This window comes from Sphingomonas sp. ID1715 (genome assembly GCF_013044515.1).
Classification (GTDB): domain Bacteria; phylum Pseudomonadota; class Alphaproteobacteria; order Sphingomonadales; family Sphingomonadaceae; genus Sphingomonas_B.
The window spans coordinates 376,659-398,968 of sequence record NZ_JABEPR010000002.1; the positions used below are offsets into that span (position 1 = coordinate 376,659).

General features: G+C 66.2%; 24 protein-coding genes and 2 pseudogenes. 17 read left to right on the forward strand and 9 right to left on the reverse strand.

Annotated features, from left to right (window positions below; translation table 11 throughout):
• Positions 1-91: 91 nt before the first annotated feature.
• A complete protein-coding gene (locus tag HJG53_RS06680) occupies positions 92-487 on the forward strand; it encodes a GFA family protein (RefSeq protein WP_171128819.1) in 396 nt (131 codons plus the stop codon).
• Between the two features lie 71 nt (positions 488-558).
• Here HJG53_RS06680 and HJG53_RS06685 read toward each other — a convergent pair whose 3' ends face one another.
• Positions 559-1,110: a hypothetical protein gene (locus tag HJG53_RS06685; protein WP_217352670.1), complete on the reverse strand. Its 552-nt coding sequence runs from the start codon at positions 1,108-1,110 to the stop codon at positions 559-561.
• Positions 1,111-1,148: 38 nt separating this feature from the next.
• Between HJG53_RS06685 and HJG53_RS06690 the strand changes: the two genes are divergently transcribed.
• The 3 genes and pseudogenes from HJG53_RS06690 to HJG53_RS18635 all read left to right on the forward strand — a co-directional run.
• Positions 1,149-1,820: a glutathione S-transferase family protein gene (locus tag HJG53_RS06690; protein WP_171128824.1), complete on the forward strand. Its 672-nt coding sequence runs from the start codon at positions 1,149-1,151 to the stop codon at positions 1,818-1,820.
• 179 nt (positions 1,821-1,999) lie between these two features.
• A pseudogene (locus HJG53_RS19090) lies at positions 2,000-2,488 on the forward strand (M20/M25/M40 family metallo-hydrolase); the annotation flags it as partial.
• A 160-nt stretch (positions 2,489-2,648) separates the two neighbouring features.
• Positions 2,649-3,377, forward strand: a pseudogene (locus HJG53_RS18635) (M20/M25/M40 family metallo-hydrolase); the annotation flags it as partial.
• A gap of 817 nt (positions 3,378-4,194) precedes the next feature.
• On the opposite strand, the gene ubiG reads toward HJG53_RS18635, so the two are convergent.
• Positions 4,195-4,917 carry a bifunctional 2-polyprenyl-6-hydroxyphenol methylase/3-demethylubiquinol 3-O-methyltransferase UbiG gene (gene ubiG / locus HJG53_RS06705; RefSeq protein ID WP_171128828.1) on the reverse strand — a complete coding sequence of 241 codons (723 nt, stop codon included), beginning with the start codon at positions 4,915-4,917 and terminating at the stop codon, positions 4,195-4,197.
• Between the two features lie 161 nt (positions 4,918-5,078).
• Between ubiG and HJG53_RS06710 the strand changes: the two genes are divergently transcribed.
• From HJG53_RS06710 to HJG53_RS19095, 4 genes are all read left to right on the forward strand, one after another.
• Positions 5,079-6,317, forward strand: a complete 1,239-nt coding sequence (locus tag HJG53_RS06710) for an aspartate kinase (RefSeq protein WP_171128830.1) — start codon at positions 5,079-5,081, stop codon at positions 6,315-6,317.
• Positions 6,314-7,327, forward strand: coding sequence for an NAD(P)H-dependent flavin oxidoreductase (locus tag HJG53_RS06715; RefSeq protein WP_368039524.1), 1,014 nt, complete (start codon positions 6,314-6,316; stop codon positions 7,325-7,327). The genes HJG53_RS06710 and HJG53_RS06715 overlap by 4 nt, the downstream gene beginning before the upstream one ends.
• Before the next feature lie 14 nt (positions 7,328-7,341).
• Positions 7,342-7,623, forward strand: a complete 282-nt coding sequence (locus HJG53_RS06720; protein ID WP_171128832.1) for a DUF427 domain-containing protein — start codon at positions 7,342-7,344, stop codon at positions 7,621-7,623.
• 118 nt (positions 7,624-7,741) lie between these two features.
• Positions 7,742-9,502, forward strand: a complete 1,761-nt coding sequence (locus tag HJG53_RS19095; protein ID WP_171128834.1) for a M10 family metallopeptidase — start codon at positions 7,742-7,744, stop codon at positions 9,500-9,502.
• Here the strand turns inward: HJG53_RS19095 and HJG53_RS06730 are convergent.
• Complete coding sequence (locus tag HJG53_RS06730) at positions 9,489-9,788, reverse strand: hypothetical protein (RefSeq protein WP_171128835.1); 300 nt, start codon at positions 9,786-9,788, stop codon at positions 9,489-9,491. The genes HJG53_RS19095 and HJG53_RS06730 overlap by 14 nt on opposite strands.
• Before the next feature lie 88 nt (positions 9,789-9,876).
• Between HJG53_RS06730 and HJG53_RS06735 the strand changes: the two genes are divergently transcribed.
• Entirely contained in the window at positions 9,877-10,311 is a 435-nt protein-coding gene (locus HJG53_RS06735; RefSeq protein ID WP_368039545.1) for a type VI secretion system-associated FHA domain protein, read from the forward strand.
• A 125-nt stretch (positions 10,312-10,436) separates the two neighbouring features.
• On the forward strand, positions 10,437-11,135 hold the full coding sequence (locus HJG53_RS06740) for a PEPxxWA-CTERM sorting domain-containing protein (RefSeq protein ID WP_171129673.1): 699 nt from the start codon (positions 10,437-10,439) through the stop codon (positions 11,133-11,135).
• Here the strand turns inward: HJG53_RS06740 and queA are convergent.
• The 5 genes from queA to HJG53_RS06765 all read right to left on the reverse strand — a co-directional run bounded on the left by queA (position 11,055) and on the right by HJG53_RS06765 (position 14,612).
• Complete coding sequence (queA, locus tag HJG53_RS06745) at positions 11,055-12,167, reverse strand: tRNA preQ1(34) S-adenosylmethionine ribosyltransferase-isomerase QueA (protein ID WP_171128837.1); 1,113 nt, start codon at positions 12,165-12,167, stop codon at positions 11,055-11,057. The two genes, HJG53_RS06740 and queA, sit on opposite strands and share 81 nt — an antisense overlap.
• 33 nt (positions 12,168-12,200) lie before the next feature.
• Positions 12,201-12,884: a peptidylprolyl isomerase gene (locus tag HJG53_RS06750; protein WP_171128838.1), complete on the reverse strand. Its 684-nt coding sequence runs from the start codon at positions 12,882-12,884 to the stop codon at positions 12,201-12,203.
• A 70-nt stretch (positions 12,885-12,954) separates the two neighbouring features.
• Positions 12,955-13,455: a pantetheine-phosphate adenylyltransferase gene (gene coaD / locus HJG53_RS06755; protein WP_171128839.1), complete on the reverse strand. Its 501-nt coding sequence runs from the start codon at positions 13,453-13,455 to the stop codon at positions 12,955-12,957.
• A 1-nt stretch (position 13,456) separates the two neighbouring features.
• Positions 13,457-14,302, reverse strand: coding sequence for a polyprenyl synthetase family protein (locus HJG53_RS06760; RefSeq protein WP_254447631.1), 846 nt, complete (start codon positions 14,300-14,302; stop codon positions 13,457-13,459).
• 58 nt (positions 14,303-14,360) lie between these two features.
• Complete coding sequence (locus HJG53_RS06765) at positions 14,361-14,612, reverse strand: exodeoxyribonuclease VII small subunit (protein ID WP_171128842.1); 252 nt, start codon at positions 14,610-14,612, stop codon at positions 14,361-14,363.
• A 124-nt stretch (positions 14,613-14,736) separates the two neighbouring features.
• Between HJG53_RS06765 and HJG53_RS06770 the strand changes: the two genes are divergently transcribed.
• From HJG53_RS06770 to HJG53_RS06790, 5 genes are all read left to right on the forward strand, one after another.
• The gene (locus tag HJG53_RS06770) at positions 14,737-15,393 is read left to right on the forward strand and encodes a DUF4331 family protein (protein WP_171128844.1); all 657 of its coding nucleotides are present in this window, start codon (positions 14,737-14,739) and stop codon (positions 15,391-15,393) included.
• Positions 15,393-16,085, forward strand: a complete 693-nt coding sequence (locus HJG53_RS06775) for a DUF4331 family protein (protein WP_217352671.1) — start codon at positions 15,393-15,395, stop codon at positions 16,083-16,085. Before HJG53_RS06770 ends, HJG53_RS06775 begins: the two co-directional genes overlap by 1 nt.
• A complete protein-coding gene (locus HJG53_RS06780) occupies positions 16,067-17,410 on the forward strand; it encodes a hypothetical protein (protein WP_171128848.1) in 1,344 nt (447 codons plus the stop codon). The genes HJG53_RS06775 and HJG53_RS06780 overlap by 19 nt, the downstream gene beginning before the upstream one ends.
• Complete coding sequence (locus tag HJG53_RS06785; RefSeq protein ID WP_171128850.1) at positions 17,407-18,654, forward strand: HupE/UreJ family protein; 1,248 nt, start codon at positions 17,407-17,409, stop codon at positions 18,652-18,654. Before HJG53_RS06780 ends, HJG53_RS06785 begins: the two co-directional genes overlap by 4 nt.
• Before the next feature lie 83 nt (positions 18,655-18,737).
• A complete protein-coding gene (locus HJG53_RS06790; protein WP_171128852.1) occupies positions 18,738-19,601 on the forward strand; it encodes a hypothetical protein in 864 nt (287 codons plus the stop codon).
• A gap of 3 nt (positions 19,602-19,604) precedes the next feature.
• On the opposite strand, the gene HJG53_RS06795 is transcribed toward HJG53_RS06790, so the two are convergent.
• Positions 19,605-21,107, reverse strand: coding sequence for a replicative DNA helicase (locus HJG53_RS06795; RefSeq protein WP_171128854.1), 1,503 nt, complete (start codon positions 21,105-21,107; stop codon positions 19,605-19,607).
• A gap of 172 nt (positions 21,108-21,279) precedes the next feature.
• Between HJG53_RS06795 and HJG53_RS06800 the strand changes: the two genes are divergently transcribed.
• Complete coding sequence (locus HJG53_RS06800) at positions 21,280-21,762, forward strand: UPF0262 family protein (protein WP_171128856.1); 483 nt, start codon at positions 21,280-21,282, stop codon at positions 21,760-21,762.
• Positions 21,763-21,863: 101 nt separating this feature from the next.
• Positions 21,864-22,304, forward strand: coding sequence for a cytidine deaminase (locus tag HJG53_RS06805; RefSeq protein ID WP_171128858.1), 441 nt, complete (start codon positions 21,864-21,866; stop codon positions 22,302-22,304).
• The last annotated feature ends 6 nt before the right edge of the window (positions 22,305-22,310 follow it).

A 22,310-nucleotide genomic window follows, 5' to 3' on the forward strand; every position in this document is an offset into this window, starting at 1 on the left:
GGTTCTCCGGCGAAGGCCGGAGTCCATTCACCTCCGCCGCACCAGCGTGTAGGTCTGGGCTCCGGCCTTCGCCGGAGAACGGGAGAGATATATGCCAAGCGGCGGATGCCATTGCGGCGAAGTGCGCTACGAGACCAAAGGCGAAGTCCTGCACCACGCCATCTGCCATTGCAGCGATTGCCGGAAATCCTCGGGCGCGCCGATGGTCGGCTGGATCGCGCACAAGTCGGAGGATTTCGCGGTGACGCAGGGCGAGGCCGGGGAGCACGCCTCGTCGGAACATGGCCGCCGCTATTTCTGCGCGGCGTGCGGCACCGGCCTCTACTACATCAACGAGAAATTCCTGCCGGGCATCGTCGATGTGCAGAGCGCGACGCTCGATGACGCGGACGCAGTGCCGCCCGGCGCGCACATCCAGTGGGCGGAACATCTCGGCTGGGTCGAGAAGCTCGACGAACTGCCGAAGTTCGAGCGTTTTCCGGGCTGAACCCTCGCGTGCTCCTGCGAAAGCAGGAGCCCATATGGCGCCGACTCTGGGCCCCTGCCTTCGCAGGGGAACTAAACGGGGGCTCCCCGCCGCAACGCCAGCCACCCCGTGCCGCCGAACATCGCCAGTGCCCACCAGCCGCCATCGACGGTGAACAGATAGGCCATGCCGATCACGGCCACGAGCCCAAGCGTCGCCAGCGCCAGCCTCGGACCGAGCAGCTGGCCGAGCAGCACGGCGCCCAGCGCCAGGCATGCTAACGCGTTCGCACCGATCCACATATAGGAAGCCTGCCAACCAAGCGTGCCCGCCAGCGGCAGCTTGACCGTCGCAAAGCCGCGCATCGCCTCGGGGAACAGATCGGCCGACAGATGCAGGCCGATGCCGAGCGCCAGCCCGGCCGCGACCGCTCGCCCCTCGCGCCACAGCAGGGCGAGCGCCGCCGGCAGCAGCGAATGGGTGAGCGCGCTCCGGTGACCGAGCGGCAGCAGCTGGTCGATATCCGGAAGGGTCGTGCCCGCCGCCACGGCGAGCAGCACGGCGCCGGCCAAGGCGACGGGCCATTGGCGGCCAGCCCAGTTCAGCGCAATCGCCGCGCCGAGCAGAAACAACATGGCCGGCATCTTCCCCCCTCGCCGCTTCGCCCCTAACACGAGCCTCCATGTGGCAGCTCTACCAATTTCCGCTTTGCCCCTTTTCGCGCAAGGTCCGGCTGCTGCTGGGCGAGAAGGGCGTCGGCTACGAACTCGTCCGCGAGTCTCCCTGGGAGCGGCAGGACGAGTTTCTCGACATGAACCCGGCCGGCCGCACGCCGGTGATGGCGGAGAAGGACAAGGGCAAGGTCCTGATCGACAGCTGGGCGATCTGCGAGTTCTTCGAAGAGACCGTCAACAAGGCGCCGATGATCAACGGCACGGCGGAAAATCGTGCGGAGATTCGCCGCCTGGTCGCCTGGTTCGACCAGCAATTCTTCGACGATGTGGTCGCGCCGCTGATGCACGAGCGAATGAAGAAACGGCTGATCGATCGCGCCAGCCCGGATGCACGGGTGCTGCGCGAGGCGATGAAGCTCGCGCTCAACCATCTCGATTATACCGACTATCTGCTCGATCACCGCAATTGGCTCGGCGGCGCGACCATGAGCCTCGCGGACCTCGCCGCCGCCGCGCATATCTCGGTCGCCGACTATCTGGGCGGCATCGACTGGCGCGGCCACGAGCAGACGAAGCGCTGGTATTCCGCGCTCAAAAGCCGCCCCAGCTTCCGCCCCCTGCTGTCCGAACGGATGGAAGTGATCAGCCCGCCCACCCATTACGACAAGGTGGATTTCTGACGCGCCTTTAGCGCGTCACCCCGGGCTTGACCCGGGGTCCCGCTAGCCTTCAACTGCGGCAACAAAGAAGCGGGATCCCGGCTCGAGGCCGGGATGACGGGGGTGGAATGCTGAAGCGGATCTTGCTGGTTCTCTCGGTGGCAGTGGCGCTGCTCATCGCCGTCCTCGCCATCAACACGATGCGCCTGCGCCCGGAGCAGCTCGGCGCACCGCTGCCGCCGCCCGCGATCGATCAAGCCGCCGTCCAGCGCCTGGCCGCAGCGATCCGGATCCCGACCATCTCCACCGAAGCGGGCCCCGCCGTCCCCGAGGTGCTTGACGCGTTCCGCGCCCATCTCGCCGCGAGCTACCCCCGCGTCCATGCCACGCTGAAGCATGAGCTCGTGGCTGGCCACAGCCTGCTCTTCACCTGGCCGGGCACCGATCCCGGCGCCCCCGCCCTCCTCCTCGCCGCCCACCAGGACGTGGTGCCGATCGAGGGCTCCAGCGCGAGCAAGTGGACGCACCCGCCCTTTGCCGGCGTGGTGGCGGACGGCTTCGTCTGGGGACGCGGCACGATCGACGACAAGATGTCGCTCGTCGCCATCCTCGAAGCGGTGGAACGGATGCTCGCGCGGGGCGAGCGGCCGCGCCAAACCGTCTATCTCGCCTTCGGCCATGACGAAGAGCGCGGCGGGACCGGCGCGCGCGCCATCTCCGCTCTGCTGAAGCAGCGGGGCGCGAAGGTCGGTCTCGCCCTCGACGAAGGCTATGCCGTGCTCGACGGCGTGCTGGCCGGCGTGAACCGCCCGGTCGCCGTCGTCGGCATGGCGGAAAAAGGGCTATGTCTCGGTCGAGCTGAGCGCGAGCGGCGTCGGCGGTCACAGCTCCATGCCGACGCCCGACAATGCCGCGGTCAAGATCGCGCGCGCGGTCGACAGGCTCGCCGCCGATCCGTTCCCGCCCCGTCTGCAGGGCCTGACCGGCGACATGCTGACATCGGTCGCGCCCTATATGGACTGGCCGATGCGCACCGCCATTGCAAATCGCTGGCTGACCGGCGGCCTGATCACGCGTCAGCTGACGAACAATCCGCGCACGGCCGCAGCGCTGCGCACCACTACCGCGCCGACGATCATCCAGTCCGGTACCAAGGACAATGTGCTGCCGCAAAGCGCCCGCGCCGTCGTCAACCACCGCATCCTGCCCGGCGACACGATCGCCAGCGTCGTGGCGCGGGACCGGGAGGTGATCGGCGATGCCGGCGTCACCGTCCGCCCGCTCCCCGGCGGGCATGACCCGAGCCGCCCCGCGAGCACCGACTCGCCCGGATTCAAGACGCTCGCAGCCGCCATCCGCGCGACCTATCCGCACGTGCCCGTGGCGCCCGGCCTGGTGCTCGGCGCCACCGATGGCCGCTATTACGAAGGCCTCGCCGCCGCCACGCTCCGCTTCACGCCGACCACGATGCGCCCCACCGACCTCGCTCGCTTCCACGGCAATGACGAACGGGTGAGCATCACCGACTATATGCGCGCAATCGGCTTCTACGAACGACTGATCGGTGGTGGGCGTTAGGGAGGGTCCATGTTGGCTAAGGGTTCATGCCGGACTCAGCCCCTCTCCCCTTGAGGGAGAGGGCGACTCGCGCTGCAGCGCGAGCGGGGTGAGGGGGAACCTCGGAGGTAACGGAGTACCCCCCTCACCCTCCCACGTCCGCTTTGCGGACGCTGGCCCTCCCTCTCTCAAGGGGAGAGGGGCTAGTTGTGCGCTGACCACCCGTTGCGGACGTCGAGTTTGGTTGACAACACGCGCCAATGCAGAGCGGACCCTTGAAGCCCGAGCGGCCAGCCGAAGTTCGCAACTTTGAGCTCCTGAGCGGAACTGCGATACTTCTCGCGACCATCGCCGGTTTGCAGGCTCCACCGCCCCTGTGGCCCATACTCGCCGATGCCGTCGTTCAAACTGCCATTGTGCTCTGGGTGTCGCGTGGCCGAAGTCGCGTCGGCAGATTCGTATGGACTGGCCTTCTTCTGCTTAGTGGTCTGCTCGTGATCTTCGGCTCGATCCTCGTCATAAGTCGCGGGGTGCAGCTGCCGATCTCCGACACTGATGCTGTGCTAGGAGCGGTAACAATGGGGTGCAACATCGGCGCCGCTGCGTTCCTGTGGCGCAACACTACTACCCAATGGCTCTCGCGCGAGCGGTTGTGATGTCTGCTAACCACCCTTAGCCGACCCTCGATTTCTCTGTCCTACATCGCCCAGGCTCGATTAGCCTCGCTGCGGCTCTTTCAATAAGTAAATCGCGACTCCGCTCCGAGGCACCGGGAATTCATGAAATGCACGTGCGGAACGTGCGGAACGTGCGGATTGTGCGGAATGTGCAGGTCCGCTCAGGCCCGCGCGCGGGCGGTCACCAGATAGTTCAAGCCCAGCTCTTCACTGAGGTGAAAGCCTCGTGCGGGACCGAAGGCGAGGCCGGTCACGTCGAGCACCTCCAGCCCTGCCGCCTCCAGGTGCACCCGCAGTTCGTCGGGGGTCAGGAACCGCTCCCAATCATGCGTGCCGCGCGGGATGGCGCCCAAGCCCTCGCCCAGCGTGATCATCGCCAGGCGGGAGAGCGGTGTCCGGTTGGGGGTCGAGAGGATCAGCAGGCCGCCGGGCGCCAAGGCCTTAGCCAGCCCTCGCACGAAGACCGCCGGATCGTCGACATGCTCGATCACTTCCATGGACGTGATCAGGTCGAACGGCTCGGCGCCCAGCACGTCGATGCTGCCGGTGCGATAGTCGATCCTGAGCCCCTGCCCTTCGGCATGGAGCCGCGCCGCGGTGATGTTCTCAGGGGCGGCGTCGATGCCGACCACCTCGGCGCCGAGGCGAGCGAGCGGCTCGCAGAGCAGGCCCGCGCCGCAGCCGACATCCGCCGCCGCCTTGCGGGCAAGTGGCCGGCGCTCATGCTCGTCCAGGTTCCACTGCTGGTTCAGCTGCTCGCGGATGTAGCGCAGCCGCACTGGATTGAGCCGGTGGAGCATGGCGGACGAGCCCTTCGGATCCCACCACTCCGCCGCGAGCTTGCCGAAATGCGCGGCCTCTTCGGCCCTGATCGTGGAACTCATACTCACCACCCGGTTTGGCCTGAGCCTGTCGAAGGCCTCCCTTCCTGCTTTCTGCGCCGAAAGGAAAGGGAAGGCTTCGATGAGCCCAGCCCGGACCGGACTTGTTGCATTGCGGTATTTCCACGTTAACACCCGCCCCCGAAGGGAGCGCTCTGACCGACATGGCCCGTATCGTGATGAAGTTCGGCGGCACCTCGATGGCGGGGGTGGAGCGAATTCGCGCGGTTGCCGAGCGCGTGAAGCGCGAAGTCGAGGCCGGCAACCAGGTCGCGGTCGTCGTTTCGGCCATGGCCGGCGAGACCGATCGGCTGGTCAGCTTCTGCCGCGAAGTCTCGCCGCTCTACGATCCGCGCGAATATGACGTGGTGGTGGCGTCGGGCGAACAGGTGACGAGCGGCCTGCTCGCGATCTCGCTGCAGGCGATCGGGGTCAAGGCGCGCAGCTTCATGGGCTGGCAGCTGCCGATCCGCACGTCGGACGGCCATGGTTCGGCGCGCATTGCCGAGATCGACACGGCGACGCTGGATGCGGCGCTGGGCGATGGCCAGGTCGCGGTCATCCCGGGGTTCCAGGGCGTGGCAGCGGGCGAGCGGGTGACCACGCTCGGCCGTGGCGGATCGGACACCTCGGCAGTGGCGGTCGCGGCGGCGATGAAGGCCGATCGGTGCGACATCTATACCGATGTGGACGGCGTCTACACGACCGACCCCCGCATCGTGCCGCGCGCCCGCAAGCTCAAGAAAATCACGTTCGAGGAAATGCTCGAACTGGCCAGCGTCGGCGCCAAGGTGTTGCAGACCCGCTCGGTCGGGCTTGCGATGAAGGAAAATGTCCGGCTGCAGGTGCTGACCAGCTTCGAGGACAAGCCCGGCACGCTGATCGTCAGCGACGACGAGATCGAGGAAGATATGGAACGGCAGTTCATCACCGGCATCGCCCACGACAAGAACGAAGCGAAGATCACCCTGACCGACGTGCCCGACCGGCCGGGCGCGGTCGCCTCGATCTTCGCGCCGCTGGCGGATGGCAACATCAATGTCGACATGATCGTGCAGAACATCGCGCACGATACCGGGTCGACCGACGTGACCTTCACCGTACCGGCGGCCGAACTCGCCCGCTCACTGGACCTGCTGGAAAAGGCCAGGGAGACGATCGGCTATGCCCGCCTCGTCCACGACACCAATGTCGCCAAGATCACGATCGTCGGCGTCGGCATGCGCAGCCACGCAGGCGTCGCCGCCAAGATGTTCAAGACTTTGGGCGACCGCGGCATCAACATCCAGGCGATCACCACGTCCGAGATCAAGGTGTCGGTGCTGATCGAGGAGGATTATACCGAACTCGCCGTGCGCGTGCTGCACACCGCCTACGGTCTCGACGCCGAGGTTGCTGCGTGAGCGAGGCGCGGCTGCGCCAGTTGATGGCGCGCGGCACCGACTTTCTGGGCTCGGAGGTCGCGATCATGTGCGGCGCCATGTCCTGGGTGTCGGAGCGCAATCTGGTCGCTGCCATGTCGAACGCCGGCGGCTTCGGCCTGATCGCATGCGGGGCGATGTCGCCGGAACTGCTCGACGCGGAGATCGCCGCGACCAAGGCGCTGACCGACCGGCCGTATGGCGTCAACCTGATCACCATGCACCCGCAGCTGCAGGAGCTGATCGCGGTCTGCGCCAGGCATGGCGTCGGCCATGTGGTGCTGGCGGGCGGACTGCCCCCGGCGGGCAGTCTGGAAGCCATCAAGGCAAGCGGCGCCAGGCTGATCTGCTTCGCCCCCGCGCTGAGCCTGGCGAAGAAGCTGATCCGATCAGGCGTTGACGCGCTCGTCATCGAGGGGATGGAAGCGGGCGGCCATATCGGCCCGGTCTCGACCTCCGTCCTGGCGCAGGAAATCCTGCCGGAAATCGCCGCGCAGCTTCCCGTTTTCGTGGCCGGTGGCATCGGCCGGGGCGAGGCGATCGCCGGCTATCTCGAGATGGGCGCGGCCGGCGTCCAGCTCGGCACCCGCTTCGTCTGCGCGACCGAGAGCATCGCGCATCCGAACTTCAAGAAGGCGTTCATCCGCGCTTCCGCCCGCGACGCGGTGGCGAGCGTGCAGGTCGATCCGCGCCTGCCGGTGATCCCCGTCCGAGCGCTCAAGAATTCGGGCACCGAGCTGTTCACCGCCAAGCAGCGCGAAGTGGCGGGTTTGCTCGACTCGGGCCAGGTCGAAATGGCCGAGGCGCAGCTGCAGATCGAGCATTATTGGGCGGGCGCGCTGCGCCGCGCGGTCATCGACGGCGATGTCGAACATGGTTCGCTGATGGCGGGGCAGTCGGTCGGCATGGTGAAAAGCGAGGAGCCAGTCGCCCAGATCATCGCGAGCCTGATCGACGAAGCGTCGGCGGCGCTCTCTCGCCGCGCGGCCTGAACGGAGGACCGACAATGCCAAAGGCAGTGTGGAACGGCACGGTTATCGCCGACAGCGATGAAACGGTGGTCGTTGAAGGCAACCATTATTTCCCCCGCTCCGCCGTCAATTCCGGCTATCTGCGCGACAGCGACACGCAGACGACCTGCCCCTGGAAAGGCGTCGCGAGCTACTACAGCATCGTCGTGGAGGGCGCCGAGAACAGGGACGCCGCCTGGTATTATCCCGATCCCAAGCCCGCGGCTGCGGAGATCCGCGACCGGATCGCTTTCTGGAAGGGCGTACAGATCGGCTGAGTCCGAAGTACCCGCTCTTCTTTTCGGTTAAGTCAATGGTTGACTTACCTTTTCTTTGCCGATCAACTCCTCTCACAGGCGGTGGGGCTTACCAGCATCGGCTGGATGGGAGAGTGATGTGGCTCGAGTAAAGGAAACACAGACGTTCGGCAGCGGCACCAATTTCGCGCGCGCCAAGACGACGACCACGACGACGGACAATACCGACAGCATCGCGCTGAGCGGCGAACTGGCCGACGCGCGCAACTTCAACTTCGCGTGGACGCATGACCCGCATGCGACCACACGCGGGCTGCCGGACCTGGCGACCGCGGGCGAAGTGCTGCGCGGGAAGACGGTGTTCGGCCTGACCGGCGACTGGGACCCGTCACGTCCCGGCGACAACAATGTGCGCACCCAACTCGACTCGGGCACTTACCTGTCGAGCGCGAACGACGGTGTGATCACCTTCGGCTTCTTCGACGCGAACCATGCGGTCGGCGTCAACAACAACCCGCATTCGGGCGAGGGCAAGGGCTATACGCCCTTCACCGAGGCACAGAAGGCTGCGGCCCGGATCGCGGTGAGCAATTGGGACGAGCTGATCACGGCGGACTTCAAGGAAGTCACCATGTCCAGCAAGGGCGTGAGCGACTGGGCGAAGAGCGGCGTGGACATCTGGCTCGCCAACACCACGACCGGACCCGCCCAAGCCTGGGCCTATTATCCGGATCAGGGCGGCGCCTATAAGCGCGCATCGAGCGACGTCTGGATCGCCGACCCGCGCTATAACACCAGCAACGCCGATCTGCGCTCCGGCCAATATGGCCTGCAGACGCTCAATCACGAGCTTGGCCATTCGCTGGGGCTCAGCCATCCCGGCGAGTATAATTTCGGCGACGACAATGACGGCGACGGCCAGCCCGATCCGATCACCTATGAAGGCGACGCCTTCTACTTTCAGGACAGCCATCAATATACGATCATGTCGTATTTCGACAGCTACGAGACCGGCAACAACGTCGTCGACTGGAACCTGATGCGCGTCATCTATCCGTCGACGCCGATGGTGCACGATATCTGGGTGATCCAGCAGAAATACGGCGCCGAGACGACCACGCGGACCGGCGATACGACGTACGGCTTCAATGCCACCGCCGACGTGACCAATGACGCGATGCGCTTTGCCGACGGCAAGATGGCAGCGGTCTTCTCGATCTGGGATGCCGGCGGCAAGGACACGCTCGACCTGTCGGGCTTCTACACGCCGTCGATCATCGACCTGCGCGAAGGCGCCTATAGCAGCGCGGGCGGCTTCGGCTCATACGACCCTGCCTTTGCCGGCAAGGATCCGTCGACGCTGCCGCCGGCCGATTACCTCGCCTTTGTGAATGCCAACAATGCCGATCTGGGCCTCGCCGCCCGCACTGCCGCCTATGATCTTTACTTCGGCGGCCGCGAAGGCGTGAACGAGGGCGTGCCCTGGTCCGACGTGGTCGGCAAGGACTGGCTGATGGAGAACAACATCGGCATCGCCTATGGCGCGATCGTCGAGAATGCGATCGGCGGCTTCGGCAACGACCGGATCAACGGCAACCAGGCGGACAATCAGTTCACTGGGGGCGCTGGTGCCGACGTCTTCGTGCTGGCGAACTATTCCGGCGTGGATGCGACCGGCAAGGCGGTCGTCGACACCTCGATCGATAGCATCCTCGACTTCAAGTCCAGCCAAGGCGACAAGATCGACATGTCGTCCTTCACCTCTGTGGATGCTGCCGATATCAGCTATGTGAATGGCCAGCTGCGGATCGACACCGACAGCAATGGCCAAGCCGATTTCTTCGTCAACCTGGTGGGCACACCGACCATCAACCTGGCGCAGGACTTCATCTACGCCTGATGCGATTGCCTGACTGAGCGGGGCGTCGCCGGTTATGGCGGCGCCCCGTTTTCATAGCACCTTCATCGCAGTTGGATGTGACGTTCAGGCGGGCTGCGCCGCGGCGGCGAGCTGGCTCCAGGTCATCGGCGCCGACTGGACCGGAGCGCCAGCTCAGCCGCTCCAGCTGCTCGCCCGCCGGCACGATATAGGCCGGGCCGCGGGCATAAAGCTGCTGCAGGTGATCGGCCTCGCTGGCCCTGAGGAACACGGGCAGCACGCGCGGATCCCAGATGCGGAACAGCACCGGGCCTTCGCCATCGGCAAGCGTACCTGCAGGAAGCGGCGGCGCCGGTCTCGCGCGACAGGACGTCTAGCTGCCCGAGAACGAGGCGCTGACCGGCGCAGGCGCGCTGTTGCGGCGGCTGGTTGCCCGCCTGGTCGTGATGCTCGAGGCACGCGCACGCGCGAAGGCGCAGCTCGGCGCACAAACTACCAGCCTAGAGTTCGACGGCAACAATCCGATCAAATCCGCACGCACGCCGGAACAGGCGCTGGTGCAGCTGCTCAACCCGGCGGAGCGCGCCTTCATGCCGGCCGAACGGGCCATCGAAGACGCGTTCCTGGACCTTCAAGCGCATCAGGTCGCGACATTGAAGGCGATGCAGGGCGCGCTGCGGGCGACGCTGGACCGCTTCTCCCCGACTGCGATCCTCCGCCGCGCGGAGTTCGGCGGCGTCGCCCAAGGCTCCGACGAGGCGTTCATGGACGTCTTCGCCAGAGAATTCAAACGCGCCTACGAAGAGCAGGCAAAGCGCCCCAAGCGGTGAGTCCGACTCACGTCTGTCCCACTCCGGCACGTCCCGAACCGGGACGGGCGTTAACCAGGACCAGGGCGCGCCATGGCGTGCGGTTTGCCCGATGATGCCCCGTCGTTGCTTTTCAGGGGTTCATCATGCGCATCAAGCTCGCTCTCGCCACTGCCGCTCTCGCCCTCGCGCTGCCGGGCAGCGCCGAGGCCGCCTATCAGATCAACAGCTATAACTGGGCGCCGGGCTCGCTCACCGGCACGATCAAATACACGCCGACCAACCTGTCGCTGAACGTCGGCATCGGGCGCTTTCGCCTGAACGGCACCGATCTGGCGACCGGCAAGGCCACCAGCTTCCTGACCTATTGCGTCGACATCTTCCACACGCTGCAACCGGCGGTGTTCGACTTCGCCAGCGTCTCGACGCTGGTGCCGAACGCGACCAAGCAGAACCAGCTGCTGACCCTGCTTGCCCATGCCGATCCGCTGATCGCCTTGTCGTCGAACAAGGCCGAGACGGCCGCCGCGGTTCAGCTGGCCGTGTGGGAAATCGCCAACGAGACCGGCCCGACCTACGACTTCGCGACGGGCACTTTCCGATCGTCGGGCGGTAACAGCGACGGCGCCCGCGCACTCGCCACCAGCTATCTGGGCAAGGTGACGAGCGGCGCCTGGGCGGCGCCCACCGGCCAGCTCAAGCTGCTCTATTCGCCCAACAGCCAGAGCCAGCTACTCTCGTCCGTGCCGGAGCCTGCGACCTGGTCATTGATGATCGGCGGCCTGGGCGTGGTCGGCGGCATGGCACGCCGCCGCTCGGCCCGAACCCGCATCGTCCTCGCCTGACGGGCGTGAAGGCAGCAGCAGCGAAGCGTCGCCATAGCTGTAGAAGCGGTAACTGCTGGCGATCGCGTATTCGTACGCCGCCAGCATCCGCTCGCGCCCCATCAGTGCCGAGACCAGCATGAACAGGGTCGACTTGGGCAGGTGGAAGTTGGTCATCAGGCCGTCCACGCCGCGGAAACGGTAGCCTGGCGTGATGAAGATCGCCGTGTCGCCTTCAAATGGGGCGATGCGGCGGTTTTCGTCGGCGGCGCTTTCGAGCAGGCGGAGGCTGGTGGTGCCGACGGCGACGATGCGGCCGCCTTGCGCACGCACTGCGTTCAGGCGCTCGGCAGTGGCGGCGTCGATCCGGCCCCATTCGGCATGCATCCGGTGCTCGGTGGTGTCCTCCGCCTTGACGGGCAGGAACGTGCCGGCGCCGACATGAAGGGTCAGCGTCTCGTGGCCAATGCCGGCGACTGAGAGGGCTGCCATCAGCTCCGGCGTGAAATGGAGCGCCGCAGTCGGTGCGGCGACGGCGCCTTCCTCTCGGGCGAACATCGTCTGATAATCCTCGCGGTCCCGCTCGTCCGTCTCACGCTTGCTGGCGATATAAGGCGGCAACGGCATCCGGCCGGCGCGGTCGAGCAGGACTTCGACCGGCTCGTCGCCAACAAAGGCCAGGAGGAAGCTGCCGTCCGGCTCCCGGCGCTCGGCCACTGCCTGAACATCCGCGCCGAAATCGATCGTATCGCCGATCCGCAGCCGCTTGGCGTTGCGGACGAACGCGTGCCAGCGGCGCAGATCGTAGCGCTTGTGCAGCGTCGCGCCGATGCGTGCGTCACCGCGCCGGCCTTCGAGCTGGGCGGGGATGACGCGCGTGTCGTTGAATACGAGGCAGTCGCCGGGGCGCAGCAGCGTCGGCAGGTCCCGGACGATATGATCGGCAGTGCGCGTGCCGTCGAGGAGGAGCAGCCGGGCCGCGTCGCGGGGCTCCGCGGGGCGAAGCGCGATCCGTTCGGGGGGCAGCTCGAAGTCGAACAGGTCTACGCGCAATGTGCCTGCTTTCGTGCTTCGCGCTTTCCTCGCCTAGTTCTGCGTCTCGGGCGTCGGGGTGGGAGCGGGAGTTGCCGCGGGCGTGGGCGCTGGTGCCGGCGCTGCAACCGCGGGCAGCGGGCGCACCGGGGCGTTCTCGCCATCGGCCTGAATCCAGGCCTTGACGATGCGCGACGGAGTAACCGGCGGCTCGCCCTTTTCGAGCGCGTCGACATATTCCATACCGGAGACGACCCGACCGAACGCGGTATAGTGATTGTCGAGCCGCAGTGTCGGCATCAGCATGATGAAGAACTGGCTGTTGGCGGTATCCTCACCATCGGCGCGCGCCATGGAGGTGACGCCGCGCACATGCGGCAGGTCGTTGAACTCCGCCTTCAGGTCAGGGAGCGGCGAGCCGCCCTCCCCCGTGCCCTTCGGGTCGCCGCCCTGCGCCATGAATCCGTCGATCACACGGTGGAAGATCAGGCCGTTGTAGAAGCCGGCGCGGGTGAGCGTCTTGATCCGCTCGACATGGTTCGGCGCCTTGTCCGGCCGGAGCTGGACCAGCACGCGGCCGCCGGTGGAAAGGTCGAGCACCCACGTGTTCTCCGGCGTCAGCGCCGGCACCGGCGTCGCCACTGTTGCCGCCGGTGCGGGCGCGGCCTTCTTCTTCGCATAGGCGCTGGTGGCGAACAGCGCGCCGAGCAGGACAAGAAGGGCGGCAACGAAGCGCATGCACGAAACTCCGGTGATCGGGAGAAGGGTTGGCCGTAGATTGTGGCGGCTTAGCGGCGGCTGAATAACGTCACGAGCCCTTGCGGCCAAGCCGTTCGACGCGGGCGACCACTTCATCGCGCACAGTCGGCGTCACGAACCTGGAGATGTCGCCGCCGAACATCGCGATTTCCTTGACCAGCCGTGAGGCGATCGGCTGCAGCGACACGTCCGCCATCAGGAAGACTGTCTCGATGCGGTCGTTCAGCTGCTGGTTCATGCCCGCCATCTGATATTCATATTCGAAATCGGCGACCGCGCGCAGGCCGCGCACGATCACCGACGCGCCCTGGCGTTCGGCAAAGGTCATCAGCAGGGAATCGAAAGGGACGACGTCGATCGACGATCCCTCCCCATCCACTTCGCGGCGGACCATCGCCATCCGCTCCTCGAGCGTGAACATCGGCGATTTGGAAGGGTTGGTCGTGACGCCGATCACCAGCCGGTCGACGAGCTTCGCGCCGCGGCGGATGATGTCCATATGACCCAAAGTGACCGGATCGAACGTGCCCGGATAGACCCCCACTCTCATGTCATCGATCCCGGTTGACGATGTAACGCGCAATCTCGCGCAGCAGATCGGCCTCGGGCCCATGCTCATGCAGATATTCGACGGCCTGGTCGACCAGCATGCGCGCCTGCTCGCGCGCGCGATCAACCCCAAGATTCGAGACGAAGGTCGCCTTGCCGGCGGCCGCGTCCTTGCCGACCGCCTTGCCGGCCTGTTCGGCGCTGCCCTCGACGTCGATCAGGTCGTCGACGATCTGAAAGGCGAGGCCGACATTGCGGGCATAGCCGCGCAGCCGCGTCCGCCCCTCCTGCGGCACCCGGCCCATGATCGCCCCAGCCTCCAGGCAGAAGCCGATCAGGGCGCCGGTCTTCAACTGCTGGAGGCGGGTGACGGTCGCCAGATCCATTGCGGTGCCGCCGGCGACCAGGTCCATCATCTGCCCGCCGGCCATCCCTGCCGGGCCGCTCGCGCTCGCCAGCTCGAGACACAGCTCGGCACGGACGAACGGATCGGCATGGGTCGCCGCGTCGGCGAGGATCTCGAAGGCGAGCGCATGCAGCGCGTCGCCGGCCAGGATCGCGGTCGCTTCGTCATACGCCTTGTGCACCGTCGGCTTGCCGCGGCGCAGATCGTCATCGTCCATCGCGGGCAGGTCGTCATGGATCAGCGAATAGACATGGATGCACTCGATCGCGGTCGCCACCCGCAGTGCCGCATCGCGGCTGACGGCGAACAGGTCGCACGCCGCGCAAACCAGCAGCGGGCGCAGCCGCTTGCCGCCGCCGATCGTAGCATGACGCATGGCCGCGTACAGGCGCGCGCGTGCGTCGTCGGGAACGGGCAGCAGCAGGTCGAACGCGCGGTCCATATCGGCCGCGATGGACGCAAGCGCCTCGCCGAGGTTTTCGTCCCCCCGCGCCACCGGCTCAGCCAGCGTCGAACGGCTGGACGCCGACAGGCTGCCCATCCTGACCAAGGGTGATTTTTTCGATCCGCGCCTGGGCTGCCTGCAGCCGCGCCTCGCACTGGGCGCGCAGCCTGTCCCCTTCGGCATAAAGCGTGATCGACTCGTCCAGCGACGCATCGCCGCTCTCGAGCCGGGAGACGATCGCCTCCAGCCGTTTCAGCGCATCTTCGAAGGACAGGGCGGCGACATCCGCGTCCGCTTGGCTTGCCATGCATCCGCTATGGGCGAGCGGCCGTATCTTGGTCAACCAGAACGCTGCTTTCGTCGTGTTTGCACTTGCCGTTTGGTCGTTCTCGTGGCTGACTGTGCCACACTGATACAGGGGAGTCTCAGCAATGGTTGCTTTGCGAACATGGCTTGGCCTGGGCGGCGCATTGGCGCTGATCCCTGCCGTGCTGGTATCGACCGACTATGCCACGCGCGCCGCGGACCATCTGGATCCGCCGACCCGCACGGACAAGGATTTCGATCCGATCCCGGACGTGCCGGCCGACATCGCCGACGTGTTCGCCTGGTACACGCCGACGTCGATCATCGTGGCGCTGACCTTTGCCGGACCGCAGCCGAACAACATGCCGCCAACCTATGATCGCGACGTGCTCTACACGATCAACATCTCGAACGCCGGCGCGCGCACCGATCCGGAGATTCAAATCCGGTGTCGCTTCGGCTTTGACGGCCAGTCCCCGGGAATGCAGTGCACCGGCATTCCTGGCACCAACGCGCCAGTCGTGGGCCCCGTTCAAACCGTGCTGCAGCAGGGCGAAGTCAAGGTTATCGGCGGCATTTTCGAAGACCCATTCTTTTTCGATCTCCTGGGCTTCCGCGAAACGCGATCGACTGGCACGCTCGCGATCCGCAACACGCGCGACTTTTTCCGCAACCAGAATGACACGTCGATCGTGATCGAAATGCCGCGCTCCGCCGTGCTCAACAACAATCAGCCGCTCGACATTTGGGCCGAGACGGCGCGCTTCGGGGGACAAAAGTGATGCGTAGCCTTCCGCTTCTCGCCCTCGCGCTGACCCTCCCCGCCCTGTCCGCCTGCGGGGGCGGCGATGGCGGCGCAGGTCCCCGTCCGGCGCCGGTCGCGACCGCGACACCGACGCCGAGCCCGACGATCACCGGCACCAGCTTCGACGTGACGCGCTGCCTCAACCAGCAGGTCGCGCTCGGCACCAGCGTCACCAACCTGATCATCCCGGATACGGTGAAGCTGGACGTCACGAAGCCGAACGGCTTCCCGAACGGACGGCAGCTGAACGACCCGGTCATCGACATCACGCTGGCCGTGCTGTTCCTCGACCTGACCAAGCATCCGGCCAATCTGCTCGCCAGCCTGCCGCTCGACCCGCCGGGCAACGAGGAGACGCTCCGCAGCACCTTCCCGTATCTGGGCGTGCCGAACGGCAACCCGCCGATGCCACCGGCCAACGGCACCAACTTCAACTTCCGCACCGATCCGCCGTCCGCCTATACGAGTGTGGACCGGATGGGCATGCCGGCGGTCGCCACGGCGCTGATCTCCAGCTCGCAGAAGAATCCGTATAACGACTCCAAGCCGTCGGACGACACCGCGGGCAAGTTCACCAGCGACATCAGGTCGACGCTGACCGGGCTCACCAACAGCCTGGCCGACGACTTCCAGCGGCTGAGCCTGAACATGTGCGCGACGCCGATTTGATGCGGGTCGACCAGCGCCCGCTGGCCGAGCGGGCGTTGGTCTGGCTGGTGTTCGCGGCCGTGCTGATCTTCGCCGCGGCGCGCTTTGCCGAGAAGTGGAGCGCGCCGCCCCGGATCGAGGCGCCGATCCGCCAGAGCAGTGCCGGCGCGCGCGACTATGACGCGGCGATCGCGCATATCGATCGGCTGATCGCCGGGCTGCGCCCACTGGCCGACCAACAACCGGACGATTGGCTGATGCGCGAGCGGATCGCGCACCAGCTGATCGCGCGGGCGCGGCTGAGCGGCGATTTCCGCGATTATGTCCAGGCGCAGCAGCAGCTGAGCGCGGGCCTGGCCTCAGCCACACCTGGCTCGGGTCCGCATCTGAGCCAGGCGGCGCTCGCGCTGAGCACTCACCGGCTGGCGCTCACTGAGCGCATGCTGGAGGCGATCGACCGCTATGCGGTGCCGCCGGAAGCAGAGGTGCGGGAGGGCCTCACGGGACTACGCGGCGACATCGCCTTTTATCGCGGCCGCTACCGGGCCGCCGTGGCCGCCTATGCGGCGCTGCCGCAGCCGGACCAGCGCATGGCGATCTTCCTCGCCAAGACCGGTCAGCCTGAGCAAGCCTTGGGCTTGTTGAACCGGATCGAACGATCGGGGCTGCTGACTGGCCAGATGCTGGCGCAGATCGCGCTGTTGCGCGGCACGATCGAGCTGCAGCGGGGCAGTTGGGATGCCGCGGAAGCGGCTTTCGGGGAAGCCGACCGCCGCTTCCCCCGCTGGTGGCTGGTGGCCGCGCACCGCGCGCAGATGCAGGCGCTGCGCGGCCGCACCAGGCAAGCGATCCGCGCCTTCGAAGCCGTTGCCCGGCGCAACGACGACCCGGCGCTGCGGGACGCGATCGCCAGCCTCTATCGTGCCGCCGGCGACTATGCAGGAACGGAGCTTTGGGCAGGCCGCGCCGCGCAAGGCTGGGCGGAGCGGCTGAAGCTGCTGCCCGAAGCCGCGCTGGGCCACGCCGTCGAACATGAACTCGCCTTCGGCACGCCCGCGCGGGCGCTGGAGCTCGCCCGGCGCGATTTCGCGCTGCGGCCGCACGGCGCCACGGCGATCGCGCTCGGCTGGGCGCTGATCGCCAACAACCGGCCGGCCGAAGCGCTGAAGATCATCGACGCGGTCAACGGGTCCAGCTGGCAATCGGCCGAGCAGCATCTGGTTGCCGCCCGTGCCCATGCACTGCTCGGCGACAGCGGCGCGGCCGAGGCAGAGCAGGACGAAGCGCTGGCGCTCAACCCGCACGCGCTCGACGCCACCGCCACCCTGTTGTGGTACGGCCATTGAAGGCGCTGCTGGTCCTGCTCTTGGCGCTGCTGTTCGGCGCGCTGCCGGCAGCGGCGCACCTGACGCCCAATTCCGAGATCCGGCTCGATTTCGGCGCGGACCGGGTTGAAGCCGAGGCTATCATCCCACTGGCGGAGCTCAGCTTCGCGCTGCGGCGGCAGGTTCCGGACCGGCTCGGGCCGGTGCGCGACGCGGCGCTGCGCAGCTATCTTGTCGAGCGCATGGCGGTGCCCGGCTGGCAGGTAAGGCTCACCGGCCTGGACGTGGTGCATGAGGCGGGACCGGCGGACTTGCGCGCGCGCTTCCTGTTGCTGCCGCCGCCCGGCGCCTCACCCCGCGCCTTCGACCTCCACTATCGCGCCGTGATCGACCGGGTGCCGAACCACATCGTGCTGGTCGTCGCGCGCAACGACTTTGCCGGTGGCCACCTCTCGGAGCGGCCTCAGATGCTGGGCGGCCTGCAGAGCGGGGCCATGTCGCTGCGCGTCGATCGCGGAGCCGGCAGCGACTGGCGCGGCTTTGCCTCCGCCATTCGGCTGGGCATGCACCATATCGCCGAAGGCCATGACCACCTGCTGTTCCTGATCGCGTTGCTGTTGCCAGCGCCCGTGCTCGCGGCGGGGCGGCGTTGGAACGGATATGGCGGATTGCGCCACACGTTGCGCGGCTTGGTGGCCGTCGTGACCGCCTTCACGATCGGCCATTCGCTGACGCTGATCGGCGGCGCCTTTTTCGGCTGGCAGCTGCCCGCCCAGCCTGTCGAGATCGGCATCGCCTTGTCGATCCTCATCTCGGCGATCCACGCCTGGCGTCCGCTCTTCGCTGGGCGCGAAGCCTGGATCGCCGCCGGCTTCGGCCTCGTCCACGGCCTCGCCTTCGCCACCCTGATCGGCCGCTTCGGCCTCGACCCGCTGCAAAAGGCCAAGTCGATCCTGGGCTTCAACATCGGCATCGAGCTGGTGCAACTGATGGTGGTTGCCGCCGTGATGCCGGCACTGGTTTTGCTGGCCAGGACGCGCTTCCATCCGGGGGTAAGGTCCGTGGGGGCAGGCTTTGCGGCGGTTGCCGCACTCGCCTGGATCGTCGAACGATCGATGGCGACCGAGAACCCGGTCGGACGTATCATCGACATGGGTCTTGGCCATGCCGGCTGGCTCTGGTGCGCCCTGGTCTCCGGAGCGCTCGCCGCCGCTGCGCTCGACCGCCATTCGCAAGGTCAGAAACCGACTAAAGCAATGATCTGAAAGGATTGCTCCAAATCAGATCAGACGCGGCTTGCCGGGAGCGACGATCCACGAAAATCTCCCCTCCAACAGGGGGAAACGTCATGAAAGCTGTCGCTGCTGCACTCGCCTGCACGATCTTGACCGGCTGCATCGGGCAGCCGTTCACGCCGACAATGGAGGCCGACCCCACGCTGGTCGGCGCCGAAGGGATCGCACTGATCAACAAGCTGGGCGAAGCCTATACCCGCGACGACACAATCCCGTTTTGCGCCTATACTCAGCCGAGCTTCCAAGAGCGGAGTGTCTACCCTTATCGCCGCTATCGCGATCCCAAGAACTTGGAAGAAAAGCGGGTGGGGCAGTTCATCTGCCACAAATTCAAGGACAATCCCGGCGAGGCAGCGATCAACGAGCATCTGCAAGCCGGCTACGCGCTGTCCAATCTGTACTGTGACACCTTCTTTCGCCGCATCACGCTGCGCAGCAAGACGCGCAGCTTTGGACGCGATACGGCGAACGATGTCGGAGCGGCGGTGTCTGCGGCGCTTGCGCTCGCCAAGGCCGGCACGGGCGTAACGGGCGGGATCGGTGCAGGCTTTGGCCTGCTCGACGCGACGATCAGGAACTATGACGCCTCGTTCCTTGTCGCGACCGATCTTCCGGCCCTGCAAAAGGCCGTCAAGACCAAGCAGACCGAATATCGCGACAGCATCGAGTCCGGCAAGGTCAAGAGCTACGCGGACGCCACGAGCATCATCAATAACTACGCCTATTACTGCTCGTTCAACGGCATGCGCGGTCTGGTCAACCAGAAGCTGGAACAGGGCGTCACGCCCGACGAAGTAAGAGCCTATGTGAAGAAGTTCATCTCGGACATGAAGGATTTCAGGGCTGAACTCACCAACACAACCCAGAATGCGACCACCAACACGGTGAACGAGACTGCGGTGCTGCCACCGATGTGACGCCTAGCCCATCTGCTGGGGCAGATAGGCGTCGTCGATATAGTCGCTGAACTTGGTGATGCTGCTTTCGAACTTCAGCCGCACCTTGCCGGTGGCGCCGTGGCGCTGCTTGGCGATGATCAGCTCCGCCTTCTGGAAAGCGTCCTGCATTTCCTGCACCCAGGCGTTATAGGCCTCGGCCGTCTTTCCGTCCTGAGAGTCGCCCTTCGGTTCGCGCGCGGCGACATAATATTCCTCGCGATAAACGAAGAGCACGATGTCGGCATCCTGCTCGATCGAGCCAGATTCGCGCAGGTCGGAGAGCTGGGGCCTCTTGTCCTCGCGCTGTTCGACCTGCCGGCTGAGCTGGGACAGCGCCATCACCGGCACGTTCAGTTCCTTGGCGAGCGTCTTCAGGCCGCGGCTGATTTCCGAGATTTCCTGAACGCGATTGTCGCCGCTGTTCTTGCCGCCGCCGGTCAGCAGCTGGAGATAGTCGACGATGATCAGCCCGATGCCGTGCTTGCGCTTCATCCGCCGCGCGCGGGTGCGGAGCGCGGCGATGGTGAGGCCCGGCGTGTCGTCGATGAAGAGCGGCAGATCCTCCAGCTCGGCGGCGGCGCGGGCAAATTGATTGAACTCGTCACGGCTGAGCGAACCCGATCGGATCTTCGATCCGACCACGCCCGATTGTTCGGCCAGGATACGCGTCGCCAGCTGGTCGGCCGACATTTCGAGGCTGAAGAAGGCAACCGGTGAGCCGAGCGACTTGGCGGGATCGATGCCGTCCTGCAGGTCTCGCCGCCAGCGCTGCGCCGCATTGAACGCGATATTGGTGGCGAGCGACGTCTTGCCCATGCCGGGACGGCCGGCGAGGATCAGCAGGTCGGACCGCTGCAGGCCGCCGGTGCGGTGGTTCACGTCCTCCAGGCCGGTGGTGACGCCGGAGATATGGCCGCCCGAATTCTGCGCCTTTTCGGCTTGCGCGACGGCGAGCCGTGTCGCCTGCAGGAAGCTCTTGGTGCCGCCTTGCTCCCCCCCCTGTTCGGCGACGCGGTAAAGCGCCACTTCGGCCTGTTCGATCTGGCTCTTCGGATCGACGCTCTCGCTCGTATCGAGGGCGTTCTCCACCATCTCCCGCCCGACGCCGACGAGCTCGCGGAGCAGCGCCAGGTCATAGACCTGCTCGGCGAAGTCGCGGGCGCCGATCAGCGCGGCGCCGCTGCCGGTCAGCTGGGCAAGATAGGCCGGGCCGCCCAGCTCCTTCATGCCTTCATCGCCGTCGAACATCGGCTTCAGCGTGACCGGATTGGCGACCATGTTGCGATCGACCAGCTTCAGGATCGCATCGTAGATGCGGCCGTGAATGGGCTCGTAGAAATGTTCGGCCTTGAGCTTGAGCTGCACGTCCTCGACGAGGCGATTGTCGATCATCAACGCGCCCAGCAGCGCCGCCTCTGCCTCGATATTGTGGGGCAGGGTCTGCGGTTCGACGGTCGCGTCGTGAATCAGCTTGAGCTCGGGCATCGGCGCATCATGCGCCCGCCCGGACTCGCGCTCAAGCCGACAAGGCTGTGGATCGTTCGGTGCATGGTTTGAGCGCTCTCGCGCCAGCATCGAGCGAGCGCCAGAATGCCCGAAACCTGCGACGGATTCCGGCTTTCGCAGCCTTGGCCTTGAAGGCTAGATGCGGTGCAGCATGGCCGACCCACGGATCATCGATATCGAGCTGGACGAGCGCACCATCCTGTGGCGCTCGGCCGATGTCGAGCAGGAACGGCGGATCGCGATCTTCGACCTGCTCGAGGGCAACCGCTTCGCGCCGCAGCGGGAACATGCCGATGGGTACCAAGGCCCATATCGAGTAAAGCTGCGGGTAGAAGAAGGGCGGCTGGCGCTCGACATCTTCCGCGAGGACAGCTCGCATCTCGAGACTTTGGTGCTGGCGCTCGGCCGCTTTCGGCGGCCTATCAAGGATTATTTCGCGATCTGCGACAGCTATTACCAGGCAATCCGCCAGGCGACGCCGCAGCAGATCGAGACCGTCGACATGGCCCGGCGGGCGATCCACAACGAAGCGGCAGAGTTGCTGCAGGAGCGGCTCGCCGGCAAGATCGACGTCGATTTCGACACGGCGCGGCGGCTGTTCACGCTGATCTGCGTGCTGCACATCAAGGGGTAGGGCTTGACCAAGCTGGGCCCGTTCGCTTCGAGCGAAGTCGAGAAGCGCGTTCGAGTGCTATGCCCGTTTCTCGACTTCGCTCGAAACGAACGGATGTTGGGATGACCAGAGAAGAATTGATCGAAGCCGCGCGGACGGCGGCGCGAAACGCGCATGCGCCCTATTCCCGTTTCGGCGTCGGCGCGGCGTTGCTGATGACCGACGGCGGCGTGATCACCGGCTGCAATTTCGAGAATGCGAGCTACGGCCTTTCGCTCTGCGCGGAGACCGTGGCGCTCGCGACGGCGAATGCGTCCGGGCGGCTGCGCGACGTGGTCGAGGTGGCGGTGATCGGTGGCGCCATAACCGACGGAGGCCTCTCAGGAACCGCGCCGGTGAGCCCGTGCGGACGCTGCCGCCAGGTGCTGAACGAGGCCGCACAGCTCGGCGGGCGCGACCTGCTGGTCCATTGCGCGGCTGCGGAAGGCGATAGGGTGGCGAGCTATCGCCTGTCCGAGCTGCTCCCCCACGCCTTCGGGCCGGCAGATCTGGGTCTCGAATAGAGCGGC